A 23,505-nucleotide genomic window follows, 5' to 3' on the forward strand; every position below is an offset into this window, starting at 1 on the left:
CTGTTGAGCCAGTGCTCAAATCCACTTCGGGGCGGCTGGAACCGTCCCGTCTTTCGCTTCAGTGCCGGGCCCGGTAGCTGTGACGCCGCCATTGCCGCGGCCGGCGGCCCATTCGACGACGGCGGCCAGCGGTCCGGAGACCACGGTGGGGGTCGCCGACGCCGTGTCCCCGAACGTGAGCTCGCGGTCGGGGACCTTAACCACGAGGCCTTTGTCGGTGCCGCGGGTGTGCCAGGCGCCGGTGATGTCCGCCAGCAGCCGTTCCAGCACCGGTGCCGGGATGTCTGCGAAGCTCGCGCCGTTGGCCAGGTCGACGGCGTGCATCCAGACTTCGCGGCTGCGCATCCACACCGTTTCCGTGGCGGGCACTTCCCGGCCCTGGATGGTGCGGACTTTGTGGTGCCAGGCGTCCCCGGGCAGGTCGCGCCATTCGACGTTCAGGTGCACGGCCGAGTGGTCGAAGAGGTGCCGGAGCGCGATCGGGCTCAGCGTGGCGCCGAAGTCGATCTCGTGGTCCCGGACCGCAGTGGAGGCGTACATCGGGGTCTCCACTCCGGTGGCCGCCCACTCGATGAGCCGGGCGATCGCCCGGGCGTTGTAGCCGATGTGCGCCGTGATGTGGCGGCGGGTCCAGCCCGGCAGCAGCGAATCGCCGTCGAGCTCCGAGTCACTGAGTTCATTGAGCTTGCGGGCGAAGAACGCCGTGCCGCGCCGGGCCTGCAGCAGCGCCGCGAGCAGTTCCGGGTCCGTCGTCTGGTCCTGGCGGGCAACCATCAGGCTTCCTTGATGACGCGGTTCTTCAGCTGGCCCAGTCCCTCGATGGTGGTGACCAGGACCTGGCCTTCCTGCAGGTAGCGCTTCGGGTCCTGGGCGTGGCCCACCCCGCCCGGGGTGCCGGTCGCGATCACGTCGCCCGGGTTCAGCGTGATGATCGTGGAAATGTAGGAGACCAGGAACTCCGGGGTGAACACGAGATCCCCGGTCGGGGTGCTCTGCTGGACTTCGCCGTCGACCGCGGAGGTCATCAGCGGGCCGGCGGTGAACTCATCCTTGGTGACCAGGGCCGGGCCGAACGGGGTGGACTTCTCCCAGGTCTTGCCCTGCAGCCACTGGATGGTGCGGAACTGGTAGTCGCGCATGGACACATCGTTCAGGACGGCGTAGCCGGCGATGTGGTCCGCGGCGTTGGCTTCGCTGATCCGGCGGCCTTTTTTGCCGATCACGACGGCGAGTTCGGCTTCCCAGTCGACGGCGTCGGATTCCTGCGGCAGGGCCAGGTCATCGTTGGGGCCGATCAGTGATTCCTGGTACTTGGCGAACAGGGTGGGGAACTCGGGGACTTCCCGGCCCATTTCCTTGATGTGGTTGCGGTAGTTGTGGCCCACGCAGATGATCTTGCCGGGGGAGGGGACCACGGCGTCCAGGTCGGCGCCCTCGGCCGGGTACGTGGCGCCGTTCGCCGCCTTCGCCGTCGCTTCCCAGCCCTGGGTGCGGAGCAGTTCTCCGACGTCGGCGAAGCCGTCGATCTCGGTCAGGGTGTCGCCGTCCTGGCGGACGGCCTTAGTTACTGTCTTGTCTCCAACAGAGGTGCGGAGGGTGAGGAGTCTCATTACTTGTTGCGTCCTTCGATGTAGGTGCGGTTGAAGTTCAGCCGTTCAAAAATGGGGGCGTCACTGAAGCGGAACAGATCAAACTGGGTTCCGGCCTGCAGCGACCATTCCTGCCAGGACGGGACCACGAAGAGGTCGCCCTTGGCCAGGGTCCTGGTTTCGCCGTTGAGGACCACGGAGCCGGAGCCTTCGAAGACCTGCCAGACGCTGGAACCGACCTCGCGGACGGCCTCGGTGCTGGCCCCGCCGCGCAAGCGGTGGAATTCGGCCCGGATGGTCGGCATCACGTCCCCGCCGGTGGTGGGGTTGGTGTAGCGGACGGCGGCGTGGCCCTGGGACACAGTGGCCGGGTGGCCCTCGTCCTCGAGCAGCAGCTGCTCGGACAGGGCACGGTCCGTATGTTCCCAGCGGTAGGCCGCAATGGGGGAGCTCGTGGTGTCATCCAGGCCCGACAGCGGGCGCAGGCCCGGGTGCGCCCAGAGCCGCTCGGAGCGGGAGATGTCCGGAGTGGCCTCGTCGGTGACGCGCTCGGTGCCGAATTCGAAGAAGCCGGCGTCAGCGTAGTGCACGAACGGGATGTCCAGGCCGTCGATCCAGGCCATCGGCTCATCGGTGTCGTTGTGGTGCCCGTGGAAGTTCCACCCCGGGGTCAGCAGGAAATCGCCGCGGGACATCCGCACCGGGTCCCCGTTCACCACAGTCCAGACCCCTTCGCCCTCGACGACGAAGCGGAACGCGTTCTGCGAGTGCCGGTGCTCCGGAGCCGTTTCCCGGGCGCCGAGGTACTGGATGGCCGCCCACAGCGTGGGGGTGGCGTACGGCGTCCCGGCCAGGCCTGGATTGGCCAGGGCAATGGCCCGGCGTTCCCCGCCCCGGCCCACCGGGACCAGGTCGCCGGCACGGGCAGCCAGCGGGTACAGGTCGCTCCACCGCCAGACGTGGGGGACCGCCTTGGGGGTCGGGACCATCGGCATGAGGTCTGCGATCTCGGTCCACAGCGGGATCAGGTTTTCGCGGTCAAAATCCCGGTACAGCTCTTTGAGCTGGGCAGCTTCTTCGGGCGTCGGCTCCGGAGCAGTGTGCCCCGCGGCCACTGATTCGTGAGTCGTGTTCTCGGCGCTGATGGACACGTGGGCCTCCTCGGTAGGTCAGAACAGTTCTTTGGCGTAGTTCGACTCTACGGATGCCGGTGTGTGACCCCCAACATATTCTGCTGGTCAGAATTCCCGGAACCGGGCGGCCGCGGTGCTCAGTCCGGCTCGGCCGGGTTGGCCGCGATATCGATCTCCAGCTGCCGGCAGGTTTCCCGCAGGGCGGGGACCAGTCCGGCGTCAAACACGCGGCGGAAGCGGGTCGCCGGAGTGGCGACGCTGAGTGCGCCGACCACGTGCCCGTGCCGGTTGTGAAGGGCCATCCCGAGCGCGCTCACGCCCTCTTCCGTGCCTTCGAAATTGGCCGCGAATCCGTTGCTGCGGACGGAGTCAAGCTCGCGCAGGAACGCCGGGTACTCCGCGGCCGCAATGGTGTCCCCGCCAATCTCGGCATTGTTGCTGCGAAAGAGCTGGTCGATCATCGGCTGTTCCAGTTCGGCGAGCATGGCCTTGCCTCCCGACGTTTTGTTGGCGGCCATCACCGTCCCCTGCCGGTCACCAACCCGCAGCACATTGCTCCCTTCCACCGTCGCCAGGAAGCGCACTTTCGTCCCCACCCGCACCATGAGGTTCACCGTCTCGTTGAGCCGTGCAGAGAGAAGCTCCATGTGCGGCTGGGCCAGTGACCGGAGCAGCCGGGTCCAGCTCAGGCCGGCCGGCCCGACGCCCATTGCCGGGCCGGGGACATAGCGGCGGTTTTCATCCTGCACGGCGAAACCCCGGTAGACCAGCATCGCCAGCAGGCGGTGGGCGGTGGAGGGCGCCACGCCCAGCTCCTCGGCGGCGTCCTTGAGCCGGAGTGCTCCGCCGTCGCGGAGCAGCTGGAGGAGCTGCAGCGCGTTGTCCACCGCCTCGATGGAATAGGTGGGCCGTTTCTGGACGGGCTTCCGGGCCGCTCTGCCGGATGGGTTGTTCTGCACATCAGAATTGTATTGTGGTTCACCTGCGGCGGCTAGGACAGTGAGTGGCATGAATCACACACAATCTGTTGCAGTGCCGCAACGGTCTTCGCCGGGGGCCCCTGCCCCCTCTACCGTTGGTGGGCCTGCATCACGGTTCTCCAAAGGCTCGGCAGCCGCCGTCCTGGTCTGCTGGCTGTTGGTGGTCTTCGATGGCTACGACCTGATCGTCTACGGCACGGTCCAGTCCTCCCTGATCTCCGAGACCGGTTGGGGGCTGACCAAGGCCACCGCCGGGACCATTGGTTCCATGGCTTTCGTCGGCATGATGATCGGGGCGATCTTCGCCGGCCGGATGGCCGACTCGTGGGGCCGCCGCCGCACCATCCTGGGCTGTGCCATCGTCTTCTCGATTTTCACCATCCTCTGCGCCTTCGCCCCCAACGCAGCCGTCTTCGGGGGGCTGCGGCTCTTGGCGGGCATTGGGCTCGGTGGCCTGGTGCCCTCGGCGAACGCCCTCGTTGCCGAACTGGTCCCCACTAAGTGGCGGTCCACCATCGCCACCCTGATGATGTCCGGCGTCCCGATCGGCGGGTCCATCGCCGCCCTCGTCGGCATCCAACTGATCCCTGCTTTCGGCTGGGAGTCCATGTTCCTCGTGGCCGTGCTCGCACTGATGATCGTGGTGCCTCTCGGACTGAAATACCTGCCCGAGACGCTGGCCCCGGTCAGCGCCGAGGACAGGCGAACTCGCAACCTCAAAGAGCCGATCGGCTTCAAGTCCCTGCTCCGCGCCCCTTACCTGGGGGTGAGCCTGCTGTTCGCCCTCGCGACAATCGCTACCCTGTTCGCCTGGTACGGGCTGGGAACCTGGCTGCCCAACCTCATGCAGCTGGCCGGGTACAACCTGGGCTCAGCCCTGACCTTCGCCCTGGCCCTCAACCTGGGTGCGGTGGCCGGCTCGGTCATCACGGCCTGGGCCGGGACCCGGTTCGGCCCGATCCCGACGGCGATCGCCGCGGCCGCCGTCGCCGCCGGCGCGCTCGTGGTGCTGGTTACGGGACCGCCCGTGACGGTCGTCTACCTCATGCTGGTCCTCGCCGGCGTCGGCACCCACGGCACCCAGTGCCTCATCATCGCCGCCGTCGCGAGCCACTATCCCGGGCACCTGCGGGGGACCGCGCTGGGCTGGGCGCTGGGGACGGGCCGCATCGGCGCCGTCGCCGCACCCCAGATCGGTGGCCTCCTGCTGGCTGCCGGACTGGGCGTCAATTCCAATTTCCTGGCCTTCGCCGGTGCAGCCGCGATAGCAGCGGTCCTGCTGGCCGCCGTCGGGCTCAAACTCAAATCAAAACTCTCAACCTCCCCTTCACTAACAGGAGCAAGCAATGTCTGAGCACGTCCCGTCAACCAGTTTCCTGTCCACCGACGGACTGTCCACTGATGTCCTCGTCATCGGAGGGGGAATGGCCGGATTGGCCGGAGCCCTCGCGCTGCGGGAAAGCGGCGCCAACGTCACCCTCGTGGAGCGGGCCCCCGAATTCGGCGAGGTCGGCGCTGGGCTGCAGATGGCGCCCAACGCCTCCCGCGTCCTGAAGCGCTGGGGCCTGCTGGACAAGGCCCTGGAGATTGGCGTCCAGCCCAAGCACCTGGTCTTCCGCGACGCCGTCACCGGCGAGGAGCTCACGCGCCAGAGCCTCGGCGGGGAATTCGAGGAACGCTACGGTGCGCCCTACGTGGTGATCCACCGCAGCGACCTGCACCGGGTCCTGCTCGAGGGCTGCGAAGCGGCGGGCGTGAAACTGGTCAACGATGTCATGGTCGAGAGCGTGGAGACCGTGAACGGCAGGGGAGTGGCCCACACGGCCGCCGGCGTGGACTACGAGGCCGACGTCGTCATCGGCGCCGACGGGCTCAAGTCCACCCTGCGCCCGCTCGTTGCCGGCGACGAGCCGGTCCCCTCGGCCTACGTCGCCTACCGCGGCACCGTGCCCATAACCGAACACACACCCAAAGCGGACCTCGAGGACGTCATTGTCTACCTCGGACCGGACTGCCACCTGGTGCAGTACCCGCTGCGCAAGGGCGAGCTGCTGAACACCGTGGCCGTTTTCAAGTCCGCCTCCTTTGAGCGCGGCGAGGAGCAATACGGGGGAGTCGACGAGCTCGAGGCCGCGTACAAGGACTGCGTACCCGCCGTCCAGGCTGCGCTGAAAAACCTGGGCACCAGCATGCGCTGGCCCATGTACGACCGCGATCCGATCGAAAACTGGGTGGCCGGCCGGATGGTGCTGATGGGCGACGCCGCGCACCCGATGCTGCAGTACCTGGCCCAGGGCGCCTGCCAGGCGCTCGAGGACGCAGCAGTGCTGCAGGACGTCACCAACGGCACCGTGTTCACTGCCGCCGGCGTCAACCCCGCAGCCTGGGACGGCGCGATCAAGGAATTCAACAGCCTCCGCGCCGGCCGCACCGCCAGGGTCCAGCGCACCGCCCGCGTCTGGGGCGAATCCTGGCACGTCTCGGGGCTGGCCCGGACGCTGCGCAACCTGCTCTTCAAGAGCCGGATGGACAACGATTTCCGGTACAACGACTGGCTGTACGGCCAGGACGGCGACGGCGTGCCGGCGGCCCGCGCGGCACACTCCGGCATGGCGGACAAGATTTCCGCCTGATCCGGGCTCCGGGCCGGGCGCCGTCATTGAGTAACCCGTTACGAGCTCCGGGCCGGCTTCCTCAAGGAGCCCGGCCCGGAGCTTCTTCCGTCATGATCCGGTGCGGACTTTCCGCCGATTCCTGGATGTTGTCGACGCACGGTATTCGTCAACGGCAAGAATTCCCGGCCCCCTAGGCTGTGCTACGTCCGCGGCCCCGCCGGAATCATCATCGGGCTGGTCGAGGAGCTCCGCTGACGTTCCGTCACTGCATCAGGCCGACGCTGTTTCGCGGAGGTATTGGCGGAGTCCGGGGATTGCGAAGTCCACCCTGCCGTAGCCGGCTGACTCGATCAGGCCCGCGGCGATGAGTCTCTTTCGGTACTTGGAAACCACGTTGGGCTTGGCCGTCATGATGTTTCCGATCAGGCCCGCTGCCGATGATCCATCCTGAAGGGCCATGGCGTCGAGGAACTCGCGGTCCTTGTCCGAGATATCCGATAGCGCTGACTCGACGACTACTAGTGTGTTTCGTCGTTGAGCGGCGCTGATGGCGCTGTGCACGCTGCTCTCATCCAGTTTCCAGTCGGCCTTTCCGGCCTCCAGCCAGAGGTAGTAGCCCACAAGCTGAATAAGGAAGGGGTAGCCCTCCGTAGCCTCCGCGGCTTCACTGACGAGGCCGGGGGAGACGTCTATCCCTCCCTCACTGAAGAGCTCGCTGTAGGACGCGGTGACTTCGGCGATGGCTGCCTCGTGGAGATTGATCCTGTCGGCGCGTCGCAGGAAGGTCGCCACTCCTTCATTGAGGAGGTCGGAGACGGCGGATGGCAGGCCGGCGAAGATGAGGCCGATGGGCAGTCCGTCGCGGATGAAATGCTGCACTTCAGCGGCCAGTTGGGAAATTTCTGTGCGGTCCACCGCATGTATCTCGTCGATGGTGATAACGAGTCCTGTACCTTTGGCGTCCAACAGCCGCAGAAGTTCGTTCCCGGTCCGTCGCCAGTCGGCACTCCGTTCCTGGGGGAGTTGCGTTGTTAGTCCGAACCCTGCCGCCGAGAATGCTGTGATTTTCCGTGTTGGGGGCCCGTCTCCGAGTTCCTCGACAAGCCGGAGCATGTCGTCGCCGATTCCGGCGAGGAAACCGGGGTTTGCTGTTCGGGAGATTACCGCCCAGCCGTGAGTTCCCGCGATCCGTTCCGCGGCGCTCAGCATGACTGTCTTGCCGATGCCTCTGGATCCGGTGATGATGGTCAAAAGCCCGGGTGCTCCCGAGCCTTGCTGCAGGCCGTACTCGAATTCATCCAAGAGCCCGGCCCGCCCAATCAAGTCCGGCGGCGTGGCCCCTGCGGTGGGCTTGAACGGGTTCCGCACCGGGACCTCCAGGGTGAAAGTAGGTGAAAGTGGTGAAAGTGGTGAATTTGGGGCCAGCCTACCACCCTTGACACCCCGGCCAGAAGCTGCGGCGAAGCGGCCTAAGTGAGAGCCGGCGGGGGAGTAAGCCCGTCGGCACCCTGCGGAAGAATTGGCCTGATGGCCTGTTTGCCTGTTTGCCGCTGATCGAGTCCTGGCGTTAGCTTGGCTGACGTGGACCCGCAGGAGGCTGGGGTGACGCCTCGGAGCCACGCCACTTCACCACGCCGCAAGTTGCATCAACCTGTGAACGGGCGTACCCGCACGGCTAAAAACAACGACTGAGCGCGAGCACTCACCTGCGGCAGTTAGTCTGACCTAGTGCATGATAGAAGGTGGCCCTTACTGATCGGCCGGATCTGCCTCGCAATTGTCAGCGCGGGCCTCCTGGCATTCGGCGCGATTGTCGCTGCGGTTCCGATGGGCGCAAACGTGGGGCTGTATCGGGCGAACGGTCTCGCCTCGTTCGGGCTGGGACTTTTTGGCGGTCTTATCGTGCTCGTGCCATATCGACGAGGCGAACCCTGGGCGTGGTACGCACTTTGGTTCTACCCGCTGTTCTGGGCCGCCCACCTGATTGGTCAGCTTCCGCCGGGTACTGACCATATCCACCAGGTCGTCTTCATCGCTCTTTCGTTGACCGGGCTCTTACTGCCGGCTCGGGATTTCTTTCCTCCCGCAAAGAGGTCAGAGCTCGGTGACGAAGATGCCGCCGCCCAGAGCAACATTTCGACCAGCTTCCTCCGCCTCAAGGCCCCGTCCAAGGCCTCCCACCGCACAAGATCTAAACGCCGATAATCAACATTATGTAAGGTAACTATGTATAACGCTACAGAAGGGGCTTGGTTCAGTCGTGATACCGCTCCCCTCTGGAGTCAACCCGAGACCCGATTTTGTACTTCCCCCAGATCACGCCCTTGGTGAATTGGAAGCCCATCACGTCGGCGTAGTCACTGGCGCTTTGCTCGTCGCCGAACACGCCAAGGATCGTGTCGTGCGGCGACTCGTCATGCTGGACGATCCACACATACCCCTTCCGGGTGCGGAACCGTTCGAGCGACTTTCGCATCCAGCTCAGTAATGCATCCATGCCGCCATCATCCCCCGCCTGCCGGATGGCCCCCGGGAGGTAGACCCTGCTCCTGGTGGCCGCTCTCCGGCCGCCCGCCCGCCACCAGCCCGATGATGAGCCCGATGAGCGCTGCCGGTAGAGCTAGCACGGCCCCGAGGTGCGGAATGAAGCTGTCGGGCATGACGGCATCCGGCCAGCCGACCAGCAGGGCCGGTGCCGCGACGGCCAGGACTATCGGCCATCCAAGATCCCTCAGGCGTGCCCAGGCGGCTGCAGCGGCCGAGGCGGCAGTTCCGGCGAAGATTAGGGCGTGGCCAGGGCCTTCCCCTGGGGTGCGGATGAGTGAGAATGTCATGGCCAGGCCCGCGGCGGTGAGTAGGAGGGATGCCAGGATGGCCAGGGTCCACAGGGTGGCCTGTCGGCGGCGGCGGGTGTTCATGGGCTCAACCTACGCCATGGGCTTTTCGGGTCCTACTCCCCCGCGTTTTTGTAGTGTTATGCAGAGGGTGCGCAAAGCGGAAACCCCCGGGAATCCAGTGATTTCCGGGGGTTTCCGCTGCGAGTAGCTGGGTTGGCGTCAGCCTGGGAGGCTGCCGCCGCCGTTGTAGCCTCCGTTGACCCGGGTGGCGTTCGGGTAATAGCGGCCGTCATTGCCCAGTTCGCGGTCGCGGGTAGCGCGCGGTTCGAAGTGAGGGTGCTTGTTACCGGCGCCCACCTTCTTGCGGACGACGAAGTAGACGACCGTTGCGATCAATGCCGTGATGATGAGGGCTGTGATTACTGCTTGTGTTGTGTCCATGGTTCCTTGTCCGATCCGTTCCGCGCGAGTGGTGGAGTAGCTGGGGTGGCGTCATGACCCGCCGCTGCCGCTGATTCAGTGATTGGCGGCCGTGGAGGTCGGGTTGGTGCTCCCGTTGTGAGGTGCGGTGTGGTTGTGGCTGTCGCGCGCGTCAAAGTGCGGGTGCTTGTCCGTGAAGAGGAGGTAGTTCAGCTTGGCTGCCAGACCAGGCTTTCGCGGCTGGTCGGTGCCGACGGCGATTGCCGCCTCCCCCTGGGTGTTGGCGTTGTCTGCGATCCTCTTGGTCGTGCGTCGGTAGGTGACGGTGAAGTAGATCGCGGTTGAGATGAGGGCTGCGATCATGAAGGCCGCGAATGCTGCCTGGGGTGTGGTCATGGCTTCATTGTCCCTCCCACCCTAGGGCTGGGGGCGGATATTTGCCGTTGGGTTGCTCGGCTAATGCGTGGTCAATTATTCGTCCCCCTCCCCGCTTACCCATGCAAGAAGGGGCCCCAAAAATTGGTCACCCAAACCTAATGACAATCAGAGGTCCTACGTCTATGGTCAGGTTCAGCGTTCATTCCTAGGGGGAATAATGGATCGTGCTCGGCATCTGCCACTCAAAATTTCCGTTCTACTGGCTTCACTGCTCATGACCTCATGTGCAGCGACGCCACCTGGCGGGCAGTCCACGCCGACGCCCCTCTCAACATCCGCTCAAGCTGACAAAAGTGCACCCACTCCCCTCCCGGCCACCACATCCCAGCCGCAGCAAACGTGCGCCCCATTCCTGCCCGGAGCGCCGTGCACCACCTACGACAGCGTCTCAGCCGCATCGAACGGTAAAGCCCTCCCGTGGGCGGCGAACGGAGCCGTCAAGGCTCAGCTCACGTCCATCAACGGTGAGCTGCTGCTGACCGTGCGGACCCCATGCGGGCCCCTGGGCGCCCCGGTGGTCATCAAGGGCAACATCCTCACCGTCGCCGGGAAGATTGCGACAGGCGCTGAGGGATGTGTAGGCGCTGAGGGTTACCAGCGACTCTGGGTTCAGGAATTCCTGAAGCGGCCCATTGCAATGACGTATGAAAGCGGCAAGCTGCTCTGGTCGAGCGGCGAAGATTCGCTCACCTTCAAGGCCGAGTAACCATCCCATTCACACTTGGCGGACCGCCTCACGGCGGTCCGTTTCTTTGACCTACCCATGTCCGCATCAGGAAAACCAAGGAAGCAATCAACAACGGAGGGCCCGGATTCCTGCACGTCACTCCACATGGGCTGCTCCTTGCCTCTCCGGATCGGTCACCTCTCCGCACGGCTGCGGCGGGGCAGAACATCCGGTTCCGGGACCCGCGTCAGGGCGGCTTCCCGTGGAAGCGTGAGCCCGTCGTTGCAATCCATACCTTGACCTTCGTCTGCGTATCAGGGCGTGCGGTGGGCCGGGGCGAACTGCGCCGCGCGGTTGGTTTCTTCGGCGCGGATGAGGTGCACGAGCGCGTTGATGAGGGCCAGGTGGGTGAACGCCTGTGGGAAGTTGCCGAGGTGACGGCCGCTCACTGGATCCAGCTCCTCAGCGTAGAGGCCTAAGGGACTGGCAAGGGACAGCAGACGTTCGCACAGTGCCTTGGCGCGTACCACCTCTCCGATCTCGACCAGGGCTGAGACGAGCCAGAACGAGCAGGTCGTGAAGGTCCCTTCGTCGCCGGTGAGACCGTCGTCGGTCTGCTCGGGGCGGTAGCGCAGGACGAGTCCGTCCCGGGTGAGTTCATCGGCGATGGCCAAGACCGTGGCGCGCACGCGTGGATCGCTGATGGGCAGGAACCGGACGAGCGGAACAAGGAGAAGCGAGGCATCGAGGTTCATCGTGCCGTAGGACTGGACGAATACGCCTCGGTCGTCGACACCATTGCGGCAGATGTCCTCGTGAATCTCCGTGGCGACGGCGTCCCACTTGCGGGCGTAATCAGCCTGACCGTGCAGGCGCGCCAGCCGGGCACCACGATCCAGGGCGACCCAGCACATGAGCTTTGAGGAGGTGAAGTGCTTCGGGTCGCCACGGACCTCCCAGATGCCGTGGTCGGGGTCCCGCCAGTGCGCGGCGGCTTGCTCGACCTGGCGGAGCAGGACGGGCCAGAGCGGCTCGGGAAGCTGGTCACGGGATTTGGCGTGGAGGTAGACGGAGTCCAGCATCATGCCCCAGACGTCGAGCTGGCGCTGGTGGGCGGCAGCGTTGCCGATCCGGACGGGGCGGGCGCCGTCGTAGCCGCCGAGTCCCTCAACAGTGACCTCGGGAAGGTCCCTTTCGCCGTCGATGCCATACATGATCTGCAGGTCGTCCTCGGCGGCGACGTCGCGGATGAAAGCGAAGAAGTCGTCGGCTTCCCGGTCCAGGCCGAGGGTGTAGAGGGCCCAGAGCGCGAACGTGGAATCGCGCACCCATGTGTACCGGTAGTCCCAGTTCCGCTCTCCCCCAGGCGTCTCGGGCAGCGAGGTGGTGGGCGCCGCGACCAGAGCTCCAGTCGGCGCATAGGTGAGGCCCTTCAACGTCAGCGCGCTGCGCTGCAGCTGCTCCCGCCACGGGTGGTCGGGGAACTCGCCCCCGGTGATCCATTGCCTCCAGAACTCAGTGGTCTGCCACTGCTTGCGCGTGGCTTCTTCCCAGGTCCGCGGCGGGGGCAGCGACCCCCAGGAGAGCGCGACAAAGGCCTGCTCGCCCTCGGTCATCCGGCTGCGGATGACCGCGATGGAGTCCTCGATGCCCAGCCGGCGGTCGGTAGTCAGATGCAGCACCGGCTCCCCCTCATTGCCACTGACGGTCACGGCCTCTCCGTATCCGGGGCTGGAGAACTCCCACCGTGCCCGGCGCTGGCCGTAGCCGAAGACCGGCTCGCACAGCACGGACAGCTCAACCGCACCGTTGACGCACCGGACGGTGCGCAGCAGGCAATGCTCGGCCTCGTAGTTCGTCGGCGGGCGGCGGTACCGGCCGGCCCTCTCGTCGGTGTGGTGCCACGGACCCATCACCAGGGCATCCCTCACGATCAGCCAGCCCGTCCTGGTCTGCCACGTGGTCTCCAGGATCAAGCTGCCGGGGAGATAGCGGCGCGCAGTGGGCTCCCGGACGCCGTACGGCGCCACCTTGAAGCCACCCGCGGCGCGGTCGAGGATAGTGGAGAACACACTCGGTGAGTCGTGACGTGGCACGCACATCCACTCGACCTGCCCGCTCGATGCAATCAAGCAGTTGGCCTCACAGTCAGACAAAAACCCATAGTCGGCGATCGGCGGATACGGGCTCGTGCCGGCCCCGGGCCGCCGCCTCCCCTCTGCCCCTGACCGGGCGTCGATGCTCACCACCCCAGTATGTTCCCCTCAGGGTGGAAACGGGACCCCGGCTACCTGGACGGCTTCCTCCCCAACGGTCAGTGCTTCATCAACGGTCAGTGCTTCATCGCAGAGGACGACGGCGAATGCGGCGGCGAAGGATTTCGCCGATGATTGTGCTGAGAATCCCCGTCGGCTCCGCAAGTCCGATGGATCGACAAGATGAACAACGGAGGATTGATCTCATGTCACAGGTACGGCGTTTCGATCATGTTGGTATCACCGTTGCCGATCTCAAAGAGGTGACGGCGTTCTTCGTCGGGCTGGGTCTCGAGGTCGAGGGCACGCCGATGTTCGTCGAGGGCGAGTTCCTCGACACGGTGATCGGCATCCCCGACGCCCGTACGGAGATCGTCATGCTGCGGCCGCCCGACGGAGGTACCCGGCTGGAGCTTTCGAGCTTTGTCCGGCCCGACCACCAGCCTGGATCGCCCGCGGCGATGGCCAATGAGTTGGGGCTGCGCAACGTCGCCTTCGAGGTCGACGACCTCCAGACGGTCGTCGACCAGCTGGCCGCGGACGGCTACGGGCTGGTCGGCAACATCGGCCAGTACGAGCACATCTGGCGCATGGCCTATGTGCGCGGTCCGGAGGGGATTATCGTGTCCCTGGCCGAGCGGATCGGCTGACCCGCCAACTCCAAATCCGCTAGCACGCCTGCGCCTTGATATGTCAGGGCCCCGCCGAGTGCTGGCATGATGGGCGCATGAGCAGAGTCACATGCGATCTGACTATTTCCCTTGACGGATTCGTTGCGGGCCCAAACCAAAGCATGACGGAACCCCTGGGCCGGGGTGGAGAACTCCTCCACAGGTGGATGTTCGAAGAAGCCGAGTCCAACGCAGCCGAGCTCGAAGGCATCCTCGCCGCCGGCGCCTACATCATGGGCCGGAACATGTACGCCGGTCCAGGGGCATGGGATGAGCAGTGGCGGGGATGGTGGGGTGAGGAACCGCCGTATCACGCACCTGTGTTCGTTCTCACCCATCACCCCCGCGAGCCCTTGGAGATGGAGGGCGGCACAACGTTCAACTTCGTGGCCGATGGGATCGAGTCGGCTTTGGCCCAGGCGCGGAAGGCCGCTGGCGGCAAGGACGTGGCCATAGCCGGAGGAGCGCAGACCGCCCGACAGTTCCTTTCGGCGGGGCTGATCGACGAGCTGCGGCTCCACATTGCGCCCATAGTTTTGGGAGCGGGTGAGCGGTTGCTGGACGGCGTGACGGACCTCAAGCTTGAGCCGACGGACGTGAGCGGTACCAGCCTCGTCACGCACGTGCGCTATCGGGTAATCCGCTGACAGGCCGACCCTTAGCCCTCGGAGGTCGCTCGCCGGACACTGGGGCGCCCGCGGCGCCGTCCAGAAGCATCGCTGACCTTGGATTGCCGAAGTTGAGCGTCCACCCCAGTCCGAACCGTCGCGGAACCATCAGCGAGTGGTCTTCGAGGTTGATGTAGACCAGGCCACCGCGCCAGTACTTGTCCTCGTCCCGGTGGGTCAGCACTGTGTCCTTCTCACCCTCATCGCGCTCGCGGTTGTTCCTGGCCAGGACCACGACGGCAACCACGACGGCGGCCGGGATCGGGAGCGTGACCACCAGTCCCGCCCACTGCCCACTGCGTGACCGTCCCGGTCCACATCAACGGCGACGAGCCCAGCATCCCCACGTCGATCATCGCGACCAGCCCGACGAGCGCTTTGACGCCCAGTGACATGTACTGCCGGTACCAGCGCGCCGAGGCCAGCGGGCGCGCCGGGTCGAGGTCGGGCCGGCTGTGGAAGATGGGCGCCGCGAGACCCATTAGCAACCCGGTCACACCGGCTTGCACGAACACCTGAGAGAACGCGGAGCCCACCGACTTGGCTGCCAGCCGGTTGGGCGCGCCGTTCGCGCCCTGGTGGACCGCGAGCGCGTCGGGCATCGACGGGTAGCTGATCACGCCTGTTATGACCGTGACGACGATGACGATCACTGCAGGGGCCGGCCAGAGCCAGGGAAACCGCGGAGGATCTGTCCTCAGGCCGGTGTCCACTGTGTTGCCTTGGCCCATAACTTCTTGAGAAAATGCCGCCCGTGAACAGAATCCTGATCTAGTTCTAGCCAGGCAGCTCACTTCTGTCGCGAGCGGGGCCAAGTCTCCGAGGATTACTGCGCCTACACAGCTTGAAGGGGGCTCTCAATGGGTGATCGCACAGGCCTCACCATCGACGAGGTCAAGATCCGCAGGGTGAACACCGACGCACTGTTCACCCAGGGATTCCTCTGCAAGCCTGACGGCGGATCGGACCAGCCATCAGCTGATGACATCGACGGCGCTATCTCCGGAATCAGAATGCCGGAGCACCCCGATCAACGGTTCCATGCGGTTGAAGTGAGCAACCGCGAACCATCTGACTGCGATGCTTGACGGTATCCAGTGAAGAAACCCATCCCAATTCGGCTCAAATCAGCAACCGCAGGGAGGGCGCCTGCGCTCCGTCTGGGCGGCTTTGAGCGCGTCGGCGCGCCTGAAGAGTTCCGCCAGGGCTTTATCTGCCTGTTCGGCGCGCGACCCGGTACGGTGCACACCGCCGTCGATCGAGTGGTTAGGCTGGGTGGATGGCGACAGTTATTCTCGTGCGGCACGGCCGCACCACAGCCAATGCCACTGGACTGCTGGCCGGTCGGGCCGTCGGCGTCAGCCTGGATCAGATCGGGCGCGACCAGGCGGCTCTGACCGGAGACCGGCTCGCGGCCGTGCCCGTAGTCGGGGTGGTGTCGAGCCCTCTTGAGCGTTGTCAGCAGACCGCCCAGCTCATCCTCGATCGCCAGGCTGGCACGCCGTACGCGCCGGTCGATCTCGATCTCACCGAGTGCGATTACGGCCAGTGGCAGGGCCGCACCCTCAGTGATCTCGCGACCGAGGATTTGTGGCCGGTTGTGCAGTCGCAACCGTCCGCCGTCGTCTTTCCCGGCGGTGAATCCATGGCCGCGATGCAGGCTCGGTCGGTGGCAGCGATTCGACGCCACGATGCAGCCTTCGAAGCCGAGTACGGGCCAGGGGCCGTGTGGGTGGCGGTGAGTCACGGTGACATCATCAAGTCAATCCTCGCCGACGCGCTCGGCATGCACCTTGACCTGTTCCAGCGTATTAACGTGGGCCCCGCCTCCGTATCGATCGTGCGCTACGGCGCTAGTCGGCCGAGCGTCTACGCGACCAACACCGACGCGGGTGACCTGTCGTGGCTGTCGAACGGCATCCACTCTGGCGATGCGCCGGTGGGCGGCGGTGCAGGGCAAAAGGCGCCATGAACCTCATGTGCCTAAAATACTGACATGCCTACACGTGTTCACGAGTTTGCCTGGCCTGATCGAATCGTCGTCGGCACCATTGGCCTTCCAGGGGCGCGCACGTTCTACCTGCAGGTGCGCGCAGGGACGCAGATCGTGAGTATTGCCCTGGAGAAGCAGCAGTCGGCTCTGCTCGCGGAGAAGATCGACGAAATTCTCGACCAGCTCATCACCGTCGAGGGCAACCCCTTCAGCGTTCCCACGAGCACTCCCATTGAACTTGTCGACAATGACCAGCTCGAGGCCGTTCAGGAGCAGTTTCGCACCGGCGCCATGAGCTTAGGTTGGGACCCAACCACGGCCCAGGTCGTAATAGAGGCCTACCCCATCGCCGATGTCGATGCTGATGACAACGACGAACCGCTTGATGAGGGCGGCGCTAACGAGTCCGAAATGCTGCTGGTGCGAATGCCGGTCGGCACCGCCCGCGCATTCGCCAAGCGCACCCGTGAGATCGTGGGCGCCGGGCGTCCGACGTGCCCGCTCTGCGGTTACCCCATAGACGCCGACGGGCACATCTGCACCCTTCCCGAGGTCTGATGCCAGCGCCGGACCTAGTGGCCGCCGAGCTGACGCTCACCGGCCGCATCACGACGGCTTCAAACGCTACATTTCTGGGCAGCATCGGCGACGTGGTGGTCGTCTATAAGCCGATAGCAGGCGAAAGTCCGCTGTGGGATTTTCCCCACGGCACCCTGGCTCACCGGGAGGTGGCCGCCTACCTGGTCTCGCAGGTCTTAGGCTGGGACGTCGTGCCGCACACCTGGCTGCGCGATGGTCCTTTGGGCGAAGGAATGGTGCAGCTCTGGCAGGAGCAAGACCCCGCCCGATGCGCCGTGAACCTGGTCGCGACGGACCAGGTGCCGGAGACGGGCTGGAAACATGTTCTCGAGGGACGGGATGAGAACGGACGGATGGTCGCCCTCGTTCACGAAGACTCGCCAGCGCTCAGACGCATGGCGGTGTTCGACATGGTCGTCAACAACGCCGACCGCAAAGGCGACCACATTCTTGCCATGACGGACGGACACCGGCACGGCGTGGACCATGGGCTCACCTTTCACCGTGACCACAAGCTGCGCACGGTGCTGTGGGGATGGCTGGGAGACGCGCTGACCGCCGAGGAACGCGACGGCATCGATCGTGTCAGCGAAGGACTGCACGGTGGGCTGGGCCGGAACCTGGCGGACTTGCTCAGCGCCGAAGAAATCGCATCGCTCGCCGCGCGCTGCGCACGGTTGCGCTTGGCAGGGCGGTTTCCGGCTCCGAGCGGTGAGATGTCGGCGGTGCCCTGGCCGCTGTTCTAAGGGAATTGCGGCTACGGGCTTCGCAGGCTGTGTCACGACGGCATGGATCTTAAGGTAGCGACGGAGCAACTGTCACCAAGAACTCGCTGCCCAAACGCCGATAGCAGCGCCTACGCTCAACCAAGCCCGCAGGCCCCATCTTCCGCAAACGACGCGGCGAGCGTCCCATAAGAAGCACCCCTTCAGTCAGTTGTTGCGATGTTGAGGAGAAACCGCGCTGCTTACGCAGCCGAGGGATATGGGCAGAGTCCAACTTTTGTCGGTACGTCCGGCTACACTGAATGTATCGAACATATATTCGAATAAGGGTGTGTTGTGGGCGTTGTTGTCGGTCCCCGCGTGATAGATGCGGGCATGTCGTTGCTGTCGGTGCTGATCTCTCCGGTCCCCGTCGCGGCCGGGTACCCCTCGCCGGCCCAGGACTACTTTGATGGGCGGATTGACCTGAACGAGCATCTGATCAAGGACATCACCAGCACGTACGTCGTGCGGGTCTCCGGAGACTCGATGGAACGCGCCGGCATCAGCGACGGGGATGAACTGATCGTCAACCGGGCCCTGGAACCCAAGGACGGGTCCGTAGTCATAGCCGTCCTGGACGGAGAATTGACCATCAAGCGGCTGCGAATCACGGCCGCCGGCGTCGTGCTGCAGGCGGAGAATCCGTCCTACCCGGACATCCGGGTTCCGTCCATGTCTGATCTGGTCATCTGGGGCGTCGCGACCCGCTGCCTGCACCATGTTTGAGGCACACCATGTCTAAGCCCTCCCCGATGCGGCGGATGCCGCAGATCGCGCACGTGGATGTGAACTGCTTCTACGCCTCGGCCGAGCGGGCATTCGACCCGTCCCTCGAAGGCCGGCCCGTCGTCGTCCTGTCCAACAACGACGGGTGCGCCGTCACCCGGTCCCCGGAAGCCAAGGCTCTCGGGATCGGCCTCGGTGAACCATGGTTCAAACTCGCCCCGCGGGCCAAGGAGTGGGGACTTGTTGCCCTCTCGAGCAACTACGAGCTCTACGGGGACATCAGCGCCCGGGTGATGGAACTGCTGGGCCGCTACAGCGCTTGGTTGGAGGTTTACAGCATCGACGAGGCCTTCCTGGGCGTCAAAGGCGCGCCGGAGGACCTGCTGATCCTGGGCCAGACCATGAAGGCAGCCGTGCGGCGCAACGTCGGGGTTCCGGTCTGCGTCGGGATCGCCGGAACCAAGACCCTGGCGAAACTCGCCAACAAATGGGCCAAGCACAACCCGGCCTTCGACGGGGTCTGCCACTGGGACTCCGTGCCCGCCGGGGACCGGGAAGCGCTGATGGGCCGGCTGTCCGTGATCGAAATCTGGGGCGTCGCGACGCGGCTGACCAAACGCCTCAACGCCTTAGGGCTCCAGTCCATCCTTGACCTGTCCCGGGCCGACCCGGTGATGATCCGGGACCGTTTCTCCGTGGTCGTGATGCGCACCGTCCTGGAACTGCAGGGGACCCCGTGCATCCCGATGGAAGAAGAACGGATCGGACGGGACCAGCTCATCTTCTCGCGCTCCTTCGCCACCCCCATCACCACCGCCGCCGGCATGCGGCAAGTCCTGTCCGTCTACGGCCAGCAGGCTTCAGCACGGCTGGCCAAACACGGCCTCCAGGCCAAGGTCCTCACCGCCTTCGCCGGCACCTCGCACTTCAACCCGAACGACACCTCCTACCCCTCGGTGTGCGTGCCGCTGCCAATGCCCACCGCCGATCCCGTCCTACTCACCCGGGCCGCCCACGCCCTCCTGCCCCACATCCAGGAAGGCATCAAATACGCCCGGGCGGGCATCATGGTCACCGACCTGCGGCCCACCGGAAACCAGGCACCGCTGGCCCTGTTCCAGAACCCGCACGAGGAACGCCACATCGGAACCCTCCTGGAAGATGTGACACGCCGATACGGGCGCGGCTCCATCGGCCTCGGCCACGCCGGCATTCGGGGCGGCCCGGACTGGACCATGAAACGGGACATGCTCTCCCCCCGCTACACCACCCATTGGGACGAACTCCCCCTCGTCAAAGCCGCCTAACGCCACCACACCCCGCAGCACCGCACCACGAAAGACCACCCCATGACCCTCAGCACCGAAAACCCCACACGAACCCTTGACCTTCAAGTCCGGCTCGACCCGGCAGGCAAGCCCCTTGCCATCCGGCACGACGGACGGATCTGGCTTGTCGATCCGGCCACCGAATCCCGGCACTGGATCGGCGGTGACGCCGGGCGGGGCACCCGATGCACGGCCGCCGCTGGCGGCGCCAACCCGGCCGGTATCGAATACTGGCGTGTCGAGGCCCGGCTGGGGTCGAATTCAGCGCTGCACACCTTCACGCTGCGCCGGAATCCACGCTCCGTCCAGTGGCTTCTGGACGACATCAGCGATGGCGGCTAGGCAACGGTGACACTGAACCGTCAGCCGATCAATGACCAGACCTGGGCGGGGATCAGGGCAGAATTCACGCTGCCCGCCCTGGAACAGGTCCGCCGCCGACTCGCCGAACTGATGGACGACCCCGACCCTGTAGTGCAGCAGCTCGTCCGCGTCTTCATCGACGACGGCACGTTCTGCCCGGGATTCCAATTCGTCGCCGGCGGCCACCTCCACCCGACCGTCGTCGGACTATTCCAGCGCGCCATAGAACTGAAGGTTCCGCACAACTACTTCGCGGTCTGGATGGTTACACCCTGCCGGGAACTCGGCGGGTCCCGCCCCGTTGACCATCTGAAAAGCGGCGGCGCTCCCCTGTTTCGCGCGCTGGAATCCCACCGCTGGCAGTAGAGCCGGCCCGCGAACCGACGTCCAACGGTTCCGCTGATCAGTCCGGCCCGGGGATGTATCGAGTCACACCCGGGAATCGCGGCTGCCCTGCCGTTGGTAGTGTTTAGCCCACTATCCCTTTCCGCCCGACACTTGAGGTGCGAACCATGATCCCGACGACTCCCACTCCGGGCACTGTCCTTCTTGCCGGCGCCACCGGCGATCTCGGCGGGCGTATCCTGCAGAATTTGGTCGCCCTGGGGGCCACCGTTCGGGTCCTGACACGGCCAGGAACCAGCACGGAGCGCATTGCGCAGCTCCGCGCCCAAGGCGTCGAAGTGATCCAGGCGGGCTACGACGATCCCGCGGGCCTCCGAAGGGCCTGCGCGGATGTTGACTGCATAGTCTCCGCGATCAACGGCGTGGACAGCGCAATTTTCGACGCCCAATCGCGCTTGCTGGAGGCGGCGGCCGCGGTGGGCGTACCGCGTTTCATCCCTTCCGATTACTCCATCGATTACCGTGGAATCCGCCCCCGAAGCAACCGGAACTTGCAGTTCCGCCGAGACTTCGCACAGCGGCTGGATGCCACCGAAATCCGGGCCACTTCCATCCTCAATGGCGCCTTCACCGACATGCTCTCCGGGCAGGCACCCATGATCCTCTTTTCCCGGCGTCGTGTGCTCTTCTGGTCCGACGCCGACCAGGTGCTCGACTTCACCACGAAGGATGACACTGCCTCCTACACCGCCGCTGCCGCCCTCGACCAGCGGACTCCCCGCGTCCTCCAGATCGCCGGAGACCAGGTCACGGCAAGGACCCTGGCAACCACCATGTCCGACCTGACCGGAACGCCATTCCGGCTCCTCTACGCGGGCAGCGTCGGTTCCTTGACTGCTATGAGCCGGGCAGTCAAAGCCTTCATGCCGGCCTCTGACAAGCCGTTCCCGCCGTGGCAGGGCATGCAGTACTTCGCCAGCATGTTCAGCGGCGACGCGACCCTGAACTACGTCAGCAACGACCGGTACGGGAGCCGGACGTGGACAACCGCCCGGGACATCCTGGACCAGCACGTGCAGCAAAGCTCACCGGCCCCGGTCGCCTAGCCTGGGGGTTGTTGCACGGACAAGCCCCGAACCCCTAGGGTTCGGATCATGGCCGCGCCCGGGGGACCCGCTCGTTATGGAATGCACACGACGCCGACACTGCTATCCGTAGTGAGCCTCGCCGTTGTCGCGTTAACCGCGGCCTGCGCATCTACTCCCCCACAAAGCATGCCGGCCGGCGAGCAAACCGTCACCAAACCGCCCGCCGCCAAGGCCGCACCGTCGACGGGCGCCGGACTGTCACCGGGCATGACCCTCGCCCCGGCTCCGCCGATTCCGCCTGCCCCCCGGCAGGGTTTAGATGAATGCCTGCCACAGCGTGCAGAGAACGCCGTAGCCAGCGGAGCGCTGGATTGCCAGTACTTCACAGCCGGTTCCATGACGCCGGCTTCTGTGCCCCGTGATCCGGGAATGAGCTCCGGCGACTACGCGATACGGTTCGGCAGCGTTGGCGGCCGCACGTTAATGACCGTGCGCATCCCCTGTGCTTCGTATGCGGTCTCGGTCAGCATTGCCACCGAAACGATCACGCCGGATCCGGGGACACTGGAAAGTTCCCTGGGCACGTGCAACTTCCCGTGGGAGCAGGAACAGTCGCGGATGAAACGATACCTTCAAGCTCCGCTTCAGTTTGCACAACGGGAGACTGGAATCGTGCTGCACAACCCGGAATGGGGAATCACCCTCTTCCGGACCCCCTACGAGGCCGGCTGAGCCCGCGGTCCCGCCTAAGGGGCGCCAGGCGTGCCGCGGGAGGGGCCCGCGGGAGGGGTGCGAGGCTGAGGGCCCGGGGGGAATAAGAACCGCCGCCACCATGTTGGTTTCCGGTGTGAAGAACATCGGATTCCTGTCCTTCGGCCATTGGACCGACCACCCGGATTCCGGCACGCGCACCGCGTCGGACGCGCTGTTGCAGGCGATCGACCTCGCGGTCGCGGCCGAGGAGCTGGGTGCGGACGGCGCCTACTTCCGAGTCCACCACTTCGCGCAGCAATACGCCTCCCCGTTCCCGCTGCTCGCTGCGGTCGGGGCCCGGACAAGCCGCATCGAGATCGGTACCGGCGTGATCGACATGCGCTACGAGAACCCGCTCTACATGGCGGAGGACGCTGGCGCGGCCGACCTGATCGCGGGCGGCCGGCTGCAGCTGGGCATCAGCAGGGGTTCACCCGAGCAGGTCATCGACGGGTGGCGTTACTTCGGCTTCGCCCCCGCCGAGGGCGAGTCGGACGCCGACATGGGCCGCAGGCACACCGAGCGTCTGCTCGAGGTGCTCACTGGCGAGGGCTTCGCGGCACCGAACCCGCGTCCGATGTTCCCGAACCCTCCGGGCCTGCTGCGCGTGGAGCCGCACTCGGAGGGCCTGCGCGAGCGCATCTGGTGGGGTTCCGGCTCGAACGCCACGGCCATCTGGGCGGCGAAGCTCGGCATGAACCTGCAGAGCTCCACGCTCAAGGATGACGAGAGCGGCAAGCCGTTCCACATCCAGCAGGCCGAGCAGATCGAGCTCTACCGGCAGGCCTGGAAGGAGGCGGGGCACGAGCGGGAGCCGCGCGTCTCGGTCAGCCGCAGCATCTTCGCACTGACGGACGAGCGCGACTGGCAATACTTCGCCCGCGACCGCCACAGCTCCGACCAGGTGGGCAACATCGACGAGAAAACGCGCGCGGTCTTTGGCCGGTCCTACGCGGGTGCCCCGGACGAGCTGGCCGCGAAGCTGGCCGAGGACGAGGCGATCGCCACGGCAGACACCCTACTGCTCACGGTCCCGAACCAGCTCGGAGTCGACTACAACGCCCACGTCATCGAGTCGATCCTGAAGTATGTGGCGCCGCAGCTCGGCTGGCGCTGACCCCTCGTGACAGATTCCCCGGGCGCCGCGCCGTCGACGCTTGCGGGGTCCAGCATTGCAACGCCAGTGCGACGACGCCGGTCCAGCCGGCACTCACCAGCGCGGCAGCCTTGACGCCGGACGCCACCTCGGCTGAGGCACAGGACGGGCGGCCGCGATGCGCTCGCGACCGC

28 protein-coding genes are annotated in these 23,505 nt (G+C 65.6%); 16 read left to right on the forward strand and 12 right to left on the reverse strand.

The genetic code is table 11. The features are described 5' to 3' along the window. Positions 1 to 15: 15 nt before the first annotated feature. The 4 genes from AC1D0A_RS03070 to AC1D0A_RS03085 form a co-directional block, all read right to left on the reverse strand. Positions 16 to 774 (reverse strand): maleylpyruvate isomerase family mycothiol-dependent enzyme, encoded by a 759-nt coding sequence (locus AC1D0A_RS03070; protein WP_476944317.1) that lies wholly within the window; start codon positions 772 to 774, stop codon positions 16 to 18. Next, the gene (locus AC1D0A_RS03075; RefSeq protein ID WP_459384731.1) at positions 774 to 1,610 is read right to left on the reverse strand and encodes a fumarylacetoacetate hydrolase family protein; all 837 of its coding nucleotides are present in this window, start codon (positions 1,608 to 1,610) and stop codon (positions 774 to 776) included. Before AC1D0A_RS03075 ends, AC1D0A_RS03070 begins: the two co-directional genes overlap by 1 nt. Next, positions 1,610 to 2,740 carry a cupin domain-containing protein gene (locus tag AC1D0A_RS03080; RefSeq protein ID WP_243177549.1) on the reverse strand — a complete coding sequence of 377 codons (1,131 nt, stop codon included), beginning with the start codon at positions 2,738 to 2,740 and terminating at the stop codon, positions 1,610 to 1,612. The genes AC1D0A_RS03075 and AC1D0A_RS03080 overlap by 1 nt, the downstream gene beginning before the upstream one ends. A gap of 119 nt (positions 2,741 to 2,859) precedes the next feature. Further along, positions 2,860 to 3,681, reverse strand: coding sequence for an IclR family transcriptional regulator (locus AC1D0A_RS03085; protein WP_459384729.1), 822 nt, complete (start codon positions 3,679 to 3,681; stop codon positions 2,860 to 2,862). A 49-nt stretch (positions 3,682 to 3,730) separates the two neighbouring features. Between AC1D0A_RS03085 and AC1D0A_RS03090 the strand changes: the two genes are divergently transcribed. Then, positions 3,731 to 5,056, forward strand: coding sequence for an MFS transporter (locus tag AC1D0A_RS03090; protein WP_476944319.1), 1,326 nt, complete (start codon positions 3,731 to 3,733; stop codon positions 5,054 to 5,056). Further along, the gene (locus tag AC1D0A_RS03095; protein ID WP_476945169.1) at positions 5,049 to 6,335 is read left to right on the forward strand and encodes an FAD-dependent oxidoreductase; all 1,287 of its coding nucleotides are present in this window, start codon (positions 5,049 to 5,051) and stop codon (positions 6,333 to 6,335) included. The genes AC1D0A_RS03090 and AC1D0A_RS03095 overlap by 8 nt, the downstream gene beginning before the upstream one ends. Positions 6,336 to 6,587: 252 nt before the next feature. Here the strand turns inward: AC1D0A_RS03095 and AC1D0A_RS03100 are convergent, their stop codons facing one another. From AC1D0A_RS03100 to AC1D0A_RS03120, 5 genes are all read right to left on the reverse strand, one after another. After that, complete coding sequence (locus AC1D0A_RS03100) at positions 6,588 to 7,685, reverse strand: AAA family ATPase (RefSeq protein ID WP_476944321.1); 1,098 nt, start codon at positions 7,683 to 7,685, stop codon at positions 6,588 to 6,590. An 886-nt stretch (positions 7,686 to 8,571) separates the two neighbouring features. Then, positions 8,572 to 8,814: a hypothetical protein gene (locus tag AC1D0A_RS03105; RefSeq protein ID WP_476945170.1), complete on the reverse strand. Its 243-nt coding sequence runs from the start codon at positions 8,812 to 8,814 to the stop codon at positions 8,572 to 8,574. Between the two features lie 7 nt (positions 8,815 to 8,821). Then, positions 8,822 to 9,235, reverse strand: a complete 414-nt coding sequence (locus tag AC1D0A_RS03110) for a hypothetical protein (RefSeq protein WP_243177539.1) — start codon at positions 9,233 to 9,235, stop codon at positions 8,822 to 8,824. 138 nt (positions 9,236 to 9,373) lie between these two features. Continuing rightward, a complete protein-coding gene (locus AC1D0A_RS03115) occupies positions 9,374 to 9,595 on the reverse strand; it encodes a hypothetical protein (protein WP_243177538.1) in 222 nt (73 codons plus the stop codon). Positions 9,596 to 9,670: 75 nt separating this feature from the next. After that, positions 9,671 to 9,970 carry a hypothetical protein gene (locus AC1D0A_RS03120; RefSeq protein WP_243177536.1) on the reverse strand — a complete coding sequence of 100 codons (300 nt, stop codon included), beginning with the start codon at positions 9,968 to 9,970 and terminating at the stop codon, positions 9,671 to 9,673. Positions 9,971 to 10,226: 256 nt separating this feature from the next. Here AC1D0A_RS03120 and AC1D0A_RS03125 point away from each other — a divergent pair, with 256 nt between their 5' ends. Further along, the gene (locus AC1D0A_RS03125; RefSeq protein ID WP_243177534.1) at positions 10,227 to 10,718 is read left to right on the forward strand and encodes a hypothetical protein; all 492 of its coding nucleotides are present in this window, start codon (positions 10,227 to 10,229) and stop codon (positions 10,716 to 10,718) included. Between the two features lie 275 nt (positions 10,719 to 10,993). On the opposite strand, the gene AC1D0A_RS03130 is transcribed toward AC1D0A_RS03125, so the two are convergent. Continuing rightward, a complete protein-coding gene (locus AC1D0A_RS03130; protein WP_476945171.1) occupies positions 10,994 to 12,928 on the reverse strand; it encodes a glycoside hydrolase family 15 protein in 1,935 nt (644 codons plus the stop codon). Positions 12,929 to 13,140: 212 nt separating this feature from the next. Here AC1D0A_RS03130 and AC1D0A_RS03135 point away from each other — a divergent pair, with 212 nt between their 5' ends. Both AC1D0A_RS03135 and AC1D0A_RS03140 read left to right on the forward strand, forming a co-directional pair. Then, positions 13,141 to 13,584: a VOC family protein gene (locus AC1D0A_RS03135; RefSeq protein WP_476945172.1), complete on the forward strand. Its 444-nt coding sequence runs from the start codon at positions 13,141 to 13,143 to the stop codon at positions 13,582 to 13,584. A 77-nt stretch (positions 13,585 to 13,661) separates the two neighbouring features. Continuing rightward, positions 13,662 to 14,252, forward strand: a complete 591-nt coding sequence (locus AC1D0A_RS03140; protein WP_476945173.1) for a dihydrofolate reductase family protein — start codon at positions 13,662 to 13,664, stop codon at positions 14,250 to 14,252. Here the strand turns inward: AC1D0A_RS03140 and AC1D0A_RS03145 are convergent. Both AC1D0A_RS03145 and AC1D0A_RS03150 read right to left on the reverse strand, forming a co-directional pair. Beyond that, complete coding sequence (locus AC1D0A_RS03145; protein WP_476945174.1) at positions 14,221 to 14,550, reverse strand: DUF5808 domain-containing protein; 330 nt, start codon at positions 14,548 to 14,550, stop codon at positions 14,221 to 14,223. The genes AC1D0A_RS03140 and AC1D0A_RS03145 overlap by 32 nt on opposite strands. Further along, the gene (locus tag AC1D0A_RS03150) at positions 14,474 to 14,926 is read right to left on the reverse strand and encodes a DUF1648 domain-containing protein (protein ID WP_476945175.1); all 453 of its coding nucleotides are present in this window, start codon (positions 14,924 to 14,926) and stop codon (positions 14,474 to 14,476) included. Before AC1D0A_RS03150 ends, AC1D0A_RS03145 begins: the two co-directional genes overlap by 77 nt. A 207-nt stretch (positions 14,927 to 15,133) precedes the next feature. On the opposite strand from AC1D0A_RS03150, the gene AC1D0A_RS03155 reads away from it, so the two are divergent. The 11 genes from AC1D0A_RS03155 to AC1D0A_RS03205 all read left to right on the forward strand — a co-directional run bounded on the left by AC1D0A_RS03155 (position 15,134) and on the right by AC1D0A_RS03205 (position 23,332). Then, a complete protein-coding gene (locus AC1D0A_RS03155; RefSeq protein WP_476945176.1) occupies positions 15,134 to 15,361 on the forward strand; it encodes a hypothetical protein in 228 nt (75 codons plus the stop codon). Positions 15,362 to 15,552: 191 nt separating this feature from the next. Then, entirely contained in the window at positions 15,553 to 16,245 is a 693-nt protein-coding gene (locus AC1D0A_RS03160) for a histidine phosphatase family protein (RefSeq protein WP_243177522.1), read from the forward strand. 24 nt (positions 16,246 to 16,269) lie between these two features. Further along, positions 16,270 to 16,824, forward strand: a complete 555-nt coding sequence (locus AC1D0A_RS03165) for a DUF3090 domain-containing protein (RefSeq protein ID WP_243177520.1) — start codon at positions 16,270 to 16,272, stop codon at positions 16,822 to 16,824. Continuing rightward, positions 16,824 to 17,591, forward strand: a complete 768-nt coding sequence (locus tag AC1D0A_RS03170) for an SCO1664 family protein (RefSeq protein WP_243177517.1) — start codon at positions 16,824 to 16,826, stop codon at positions 17,589 to 17,591. The genes AC1D0A_RS03165 and AC1D0A_RS03170 overlap by 1 nt, the downstream gene beginning before the upstream one ends. A gap of 315 nt (positions 17,592 to 17,906) precedes the next feature. After that, the gene (locus AC1D0A_RS03175) at positions 17,907 to 18,338 is read left to right on the forward strand and encodes a LexA family protein (protein ID WP_223916267.1); all 432 of its coding nucleotides are present in this window, start codon (positions 17,907 to 17,909) and stop codon (positions 18,336 to 18,338) included. An 8-nt stretch (positions 18,339 to 18,346) separates the two neighbouring features. Further along, entirely contained in the window at positions 18,347 to 19,645 is a 1,299-nt protein-coding gene (locus AC1D0A_RS03180; protein WP_476945177.1) for a Y-family DNA polymerase, read from the forward strand. 42 nt (positions 19,646 to 19,687) lie between these two features. After that, positions 19,688 to 20,008 carry a hypothetical protein gene (locus AC1D0A_RS03185; RefSeq protein ID WP_243177513.1) on the forward strand — a complete coding sequence of 107 codons (321 nt, stop codon included), beginning with the start codon at positions 19,688 to 19,690 and terminating at the stop codon, positions 20,006 to 20,008. A 6-nt stretch (positions 20,009 to 20,014) separates the two neighbouring features. Beyond that, positions 20,015 to 20,395, forward strand: a complete 381-nt coding sequence (locus AC1D0A_RS03190; RefSeq protein WP_243177512.1) for a hypothetical protein — start codon at positions 20,015 to 20,017, stop codon at positions 20,393 to 20,395. 146 nt (positions 20,396 to 20,541) lie between these two features. Then, on the forward strand, positions 20,542 to 21,480 hold the full coding sequence (locus tag AC1D0A_RS03195) for an NmrA family NAD(P)-binding protein (protein ID WP_243177511.1): 939 nt from the start codon (positions 20,542 to 20,544) through the stop codon (positions 21,478 to 21,480). A gap of 111 nt (positions 21,481 to 21,591) precedes the next feature. Further along, entirely contained in the window at positions 21,592 to 22,194 is a 603-nt protein-coding gene (locus tag AC1D0A_RS03200) for a hypothetical protein (protein ID WP_476945178.1), read from the forward strand. Positions 22,195 to 22,309: 115 nt separating this feature from the next. Next, positions 22,310 to 23,332 carry an LLM class flavin-dependent oxidoreductase gene (locus AC1D0A_RS03205; RefSeq protein WP_476945179.1) on the forward strand — a complete coding sequence of 341 codons (1,023 nt, stop codon included), beginning with the start codon at positions 22,310 to 22,312 and terminating at the stop codon, positions 23,330 to 23,332. Positions 23,333 to 23,505: the final 173 nt, after the last annotated feature.

Source organism: Arthrobacter sp. P1_D4 (assembly GCF_056406115.1).

Excerpts from the sequence above, each read along its gene's own strand:
- AC1D0A_RS03170 (WP_243177517.1), top strand. The coding sequence starts at position 16,824 with ATGCCAGCGCCGGACCTAGTGGCCGCCGAGCTGACGCTCACCGGCCGC.
- AC1D0A_RS03095 (WP_476945169.1), top strand. The coding sequence starts at position 5,049 with ATGTCTGAGCACGTCCCGTCAACCAGTTTCCTGTCCACCGACGGACTG.
- AC1D0A_RS03185 (WP_243177513.1), top strand. The coding sequence starts at position 19,688 with ATGACCCTCAGCACCGAAAACCCCACACGAACCCTTGACCTTCAAGTC.
- AC1D0A_RS03140 (WP_476945173.1), top strand. The coding sequence starts at position 13,662 with ATGAGCAGAGTCACATGCGATCTGACTATTTCCCTTGACGGATTCGTT.
- AC1D0A_RS03090 (WP_476944319.1), top strand. The coding sequence starts at position 3,731 with ATGAATCACACACAATCTGTTGCAGTGCCGCAACGGTCTTCGCCGGGG.
- AC1D0A_RS03110 (WP_243177539.1), bottom strand. The coding sequence starts at position 9,235 with ATGAACACCCGCCGCCGCCGACAGGCCACCCTGTGGACCCTGGCCATC.
- AC1D0A_RS03120 (WP_243177536.1), bottom strand. The coding sequence starts at position 9,970 with ATGACCACACCCCAGGCAGCATTCGCGGCCTTCATGATCGCAGCCCTC.
- AC1D0A_RS03135 (WP_476945172.1), top strand. The coding sequence starts at position 13,141 with ATGTCACAGGTACGGCGTTTCGATCATGTTGGTATCACCGTTGCCGAT.
- AC1D0A_RS03180 (WP_476945177.1), top strand. The coding sequence starts at position 18,347 with ATGTCTAAGCCCTCCCCGATGCGGCGGATGCCGCAGATCGCGCACGTG.
- AC1D0A_RS03160 (WP_243177522.1), top strand. The coding sequence starts at position 15,553 with ATGGCGACAGTTATTCTCGTGCGGCACGGCCGCACCACAGCCAATGCC.
- AC1D0A_RS03165 (WP_243177520.1), top strand. The coding sequence starts at position 16,270 with ATGCCTACACGTGTTCACGAGTTTGCCTGGCCTGATCGAATCGTCGTC.
- AC1D0A_RS03195 (WP_243177511.1), top strand. The coding sequence starts at position 20,542 with ATGATCCCGACGACTCCCACTCCGGGCACTGTCCTTCTTGCCGGCGCC.
- AC1D0A_RS03105 (WP_476945170.1), bottom strand. The coding sequence starts at position 8,814 with ATGGATGCATTACTGAGCTGGATGCGAAAGTCGCTCGAACGGTTCCGC.
- AC1D0A_RS03115 (WP_243177538.1), bottom strand. The coding sequence starts at position 9,595 with ATGGACACAACACAAGCAGTAATCACAGCCCTCATCATCACGGCATTG.
- AC1D0A_RS03070 (WP_476944317.1), bottom strand. The coding sequence starts at position 774 with ATGGTTGCCCGCCAGGACCAGACGACGGACCCGGAACTGCTCGCGGCG.
- AC1D0A_RS03155 (WP_476945176.1), top strand. The coding sequence starts at position 15,134 with ATGGGTGATCGCACAGGCCTCACCATCGACGAGGTCAAGATCCGCAGG.
- AC1D0A_RS03075 (WP_459384731.1), bottom strand. The coding sequence starts at position 1,610 with ATGAGACTCCTCACCCTCCGCACCTCTGTTGGAGACAAGACAGTAACT.
- AC1D0A_RS03125 (WP_243177534.1), top strand. The coding sequence starts at position 10,227 with ATGACCTCATGTGCAGCGACGCCACCTGGCGGGCAGTCCACGCCGACG.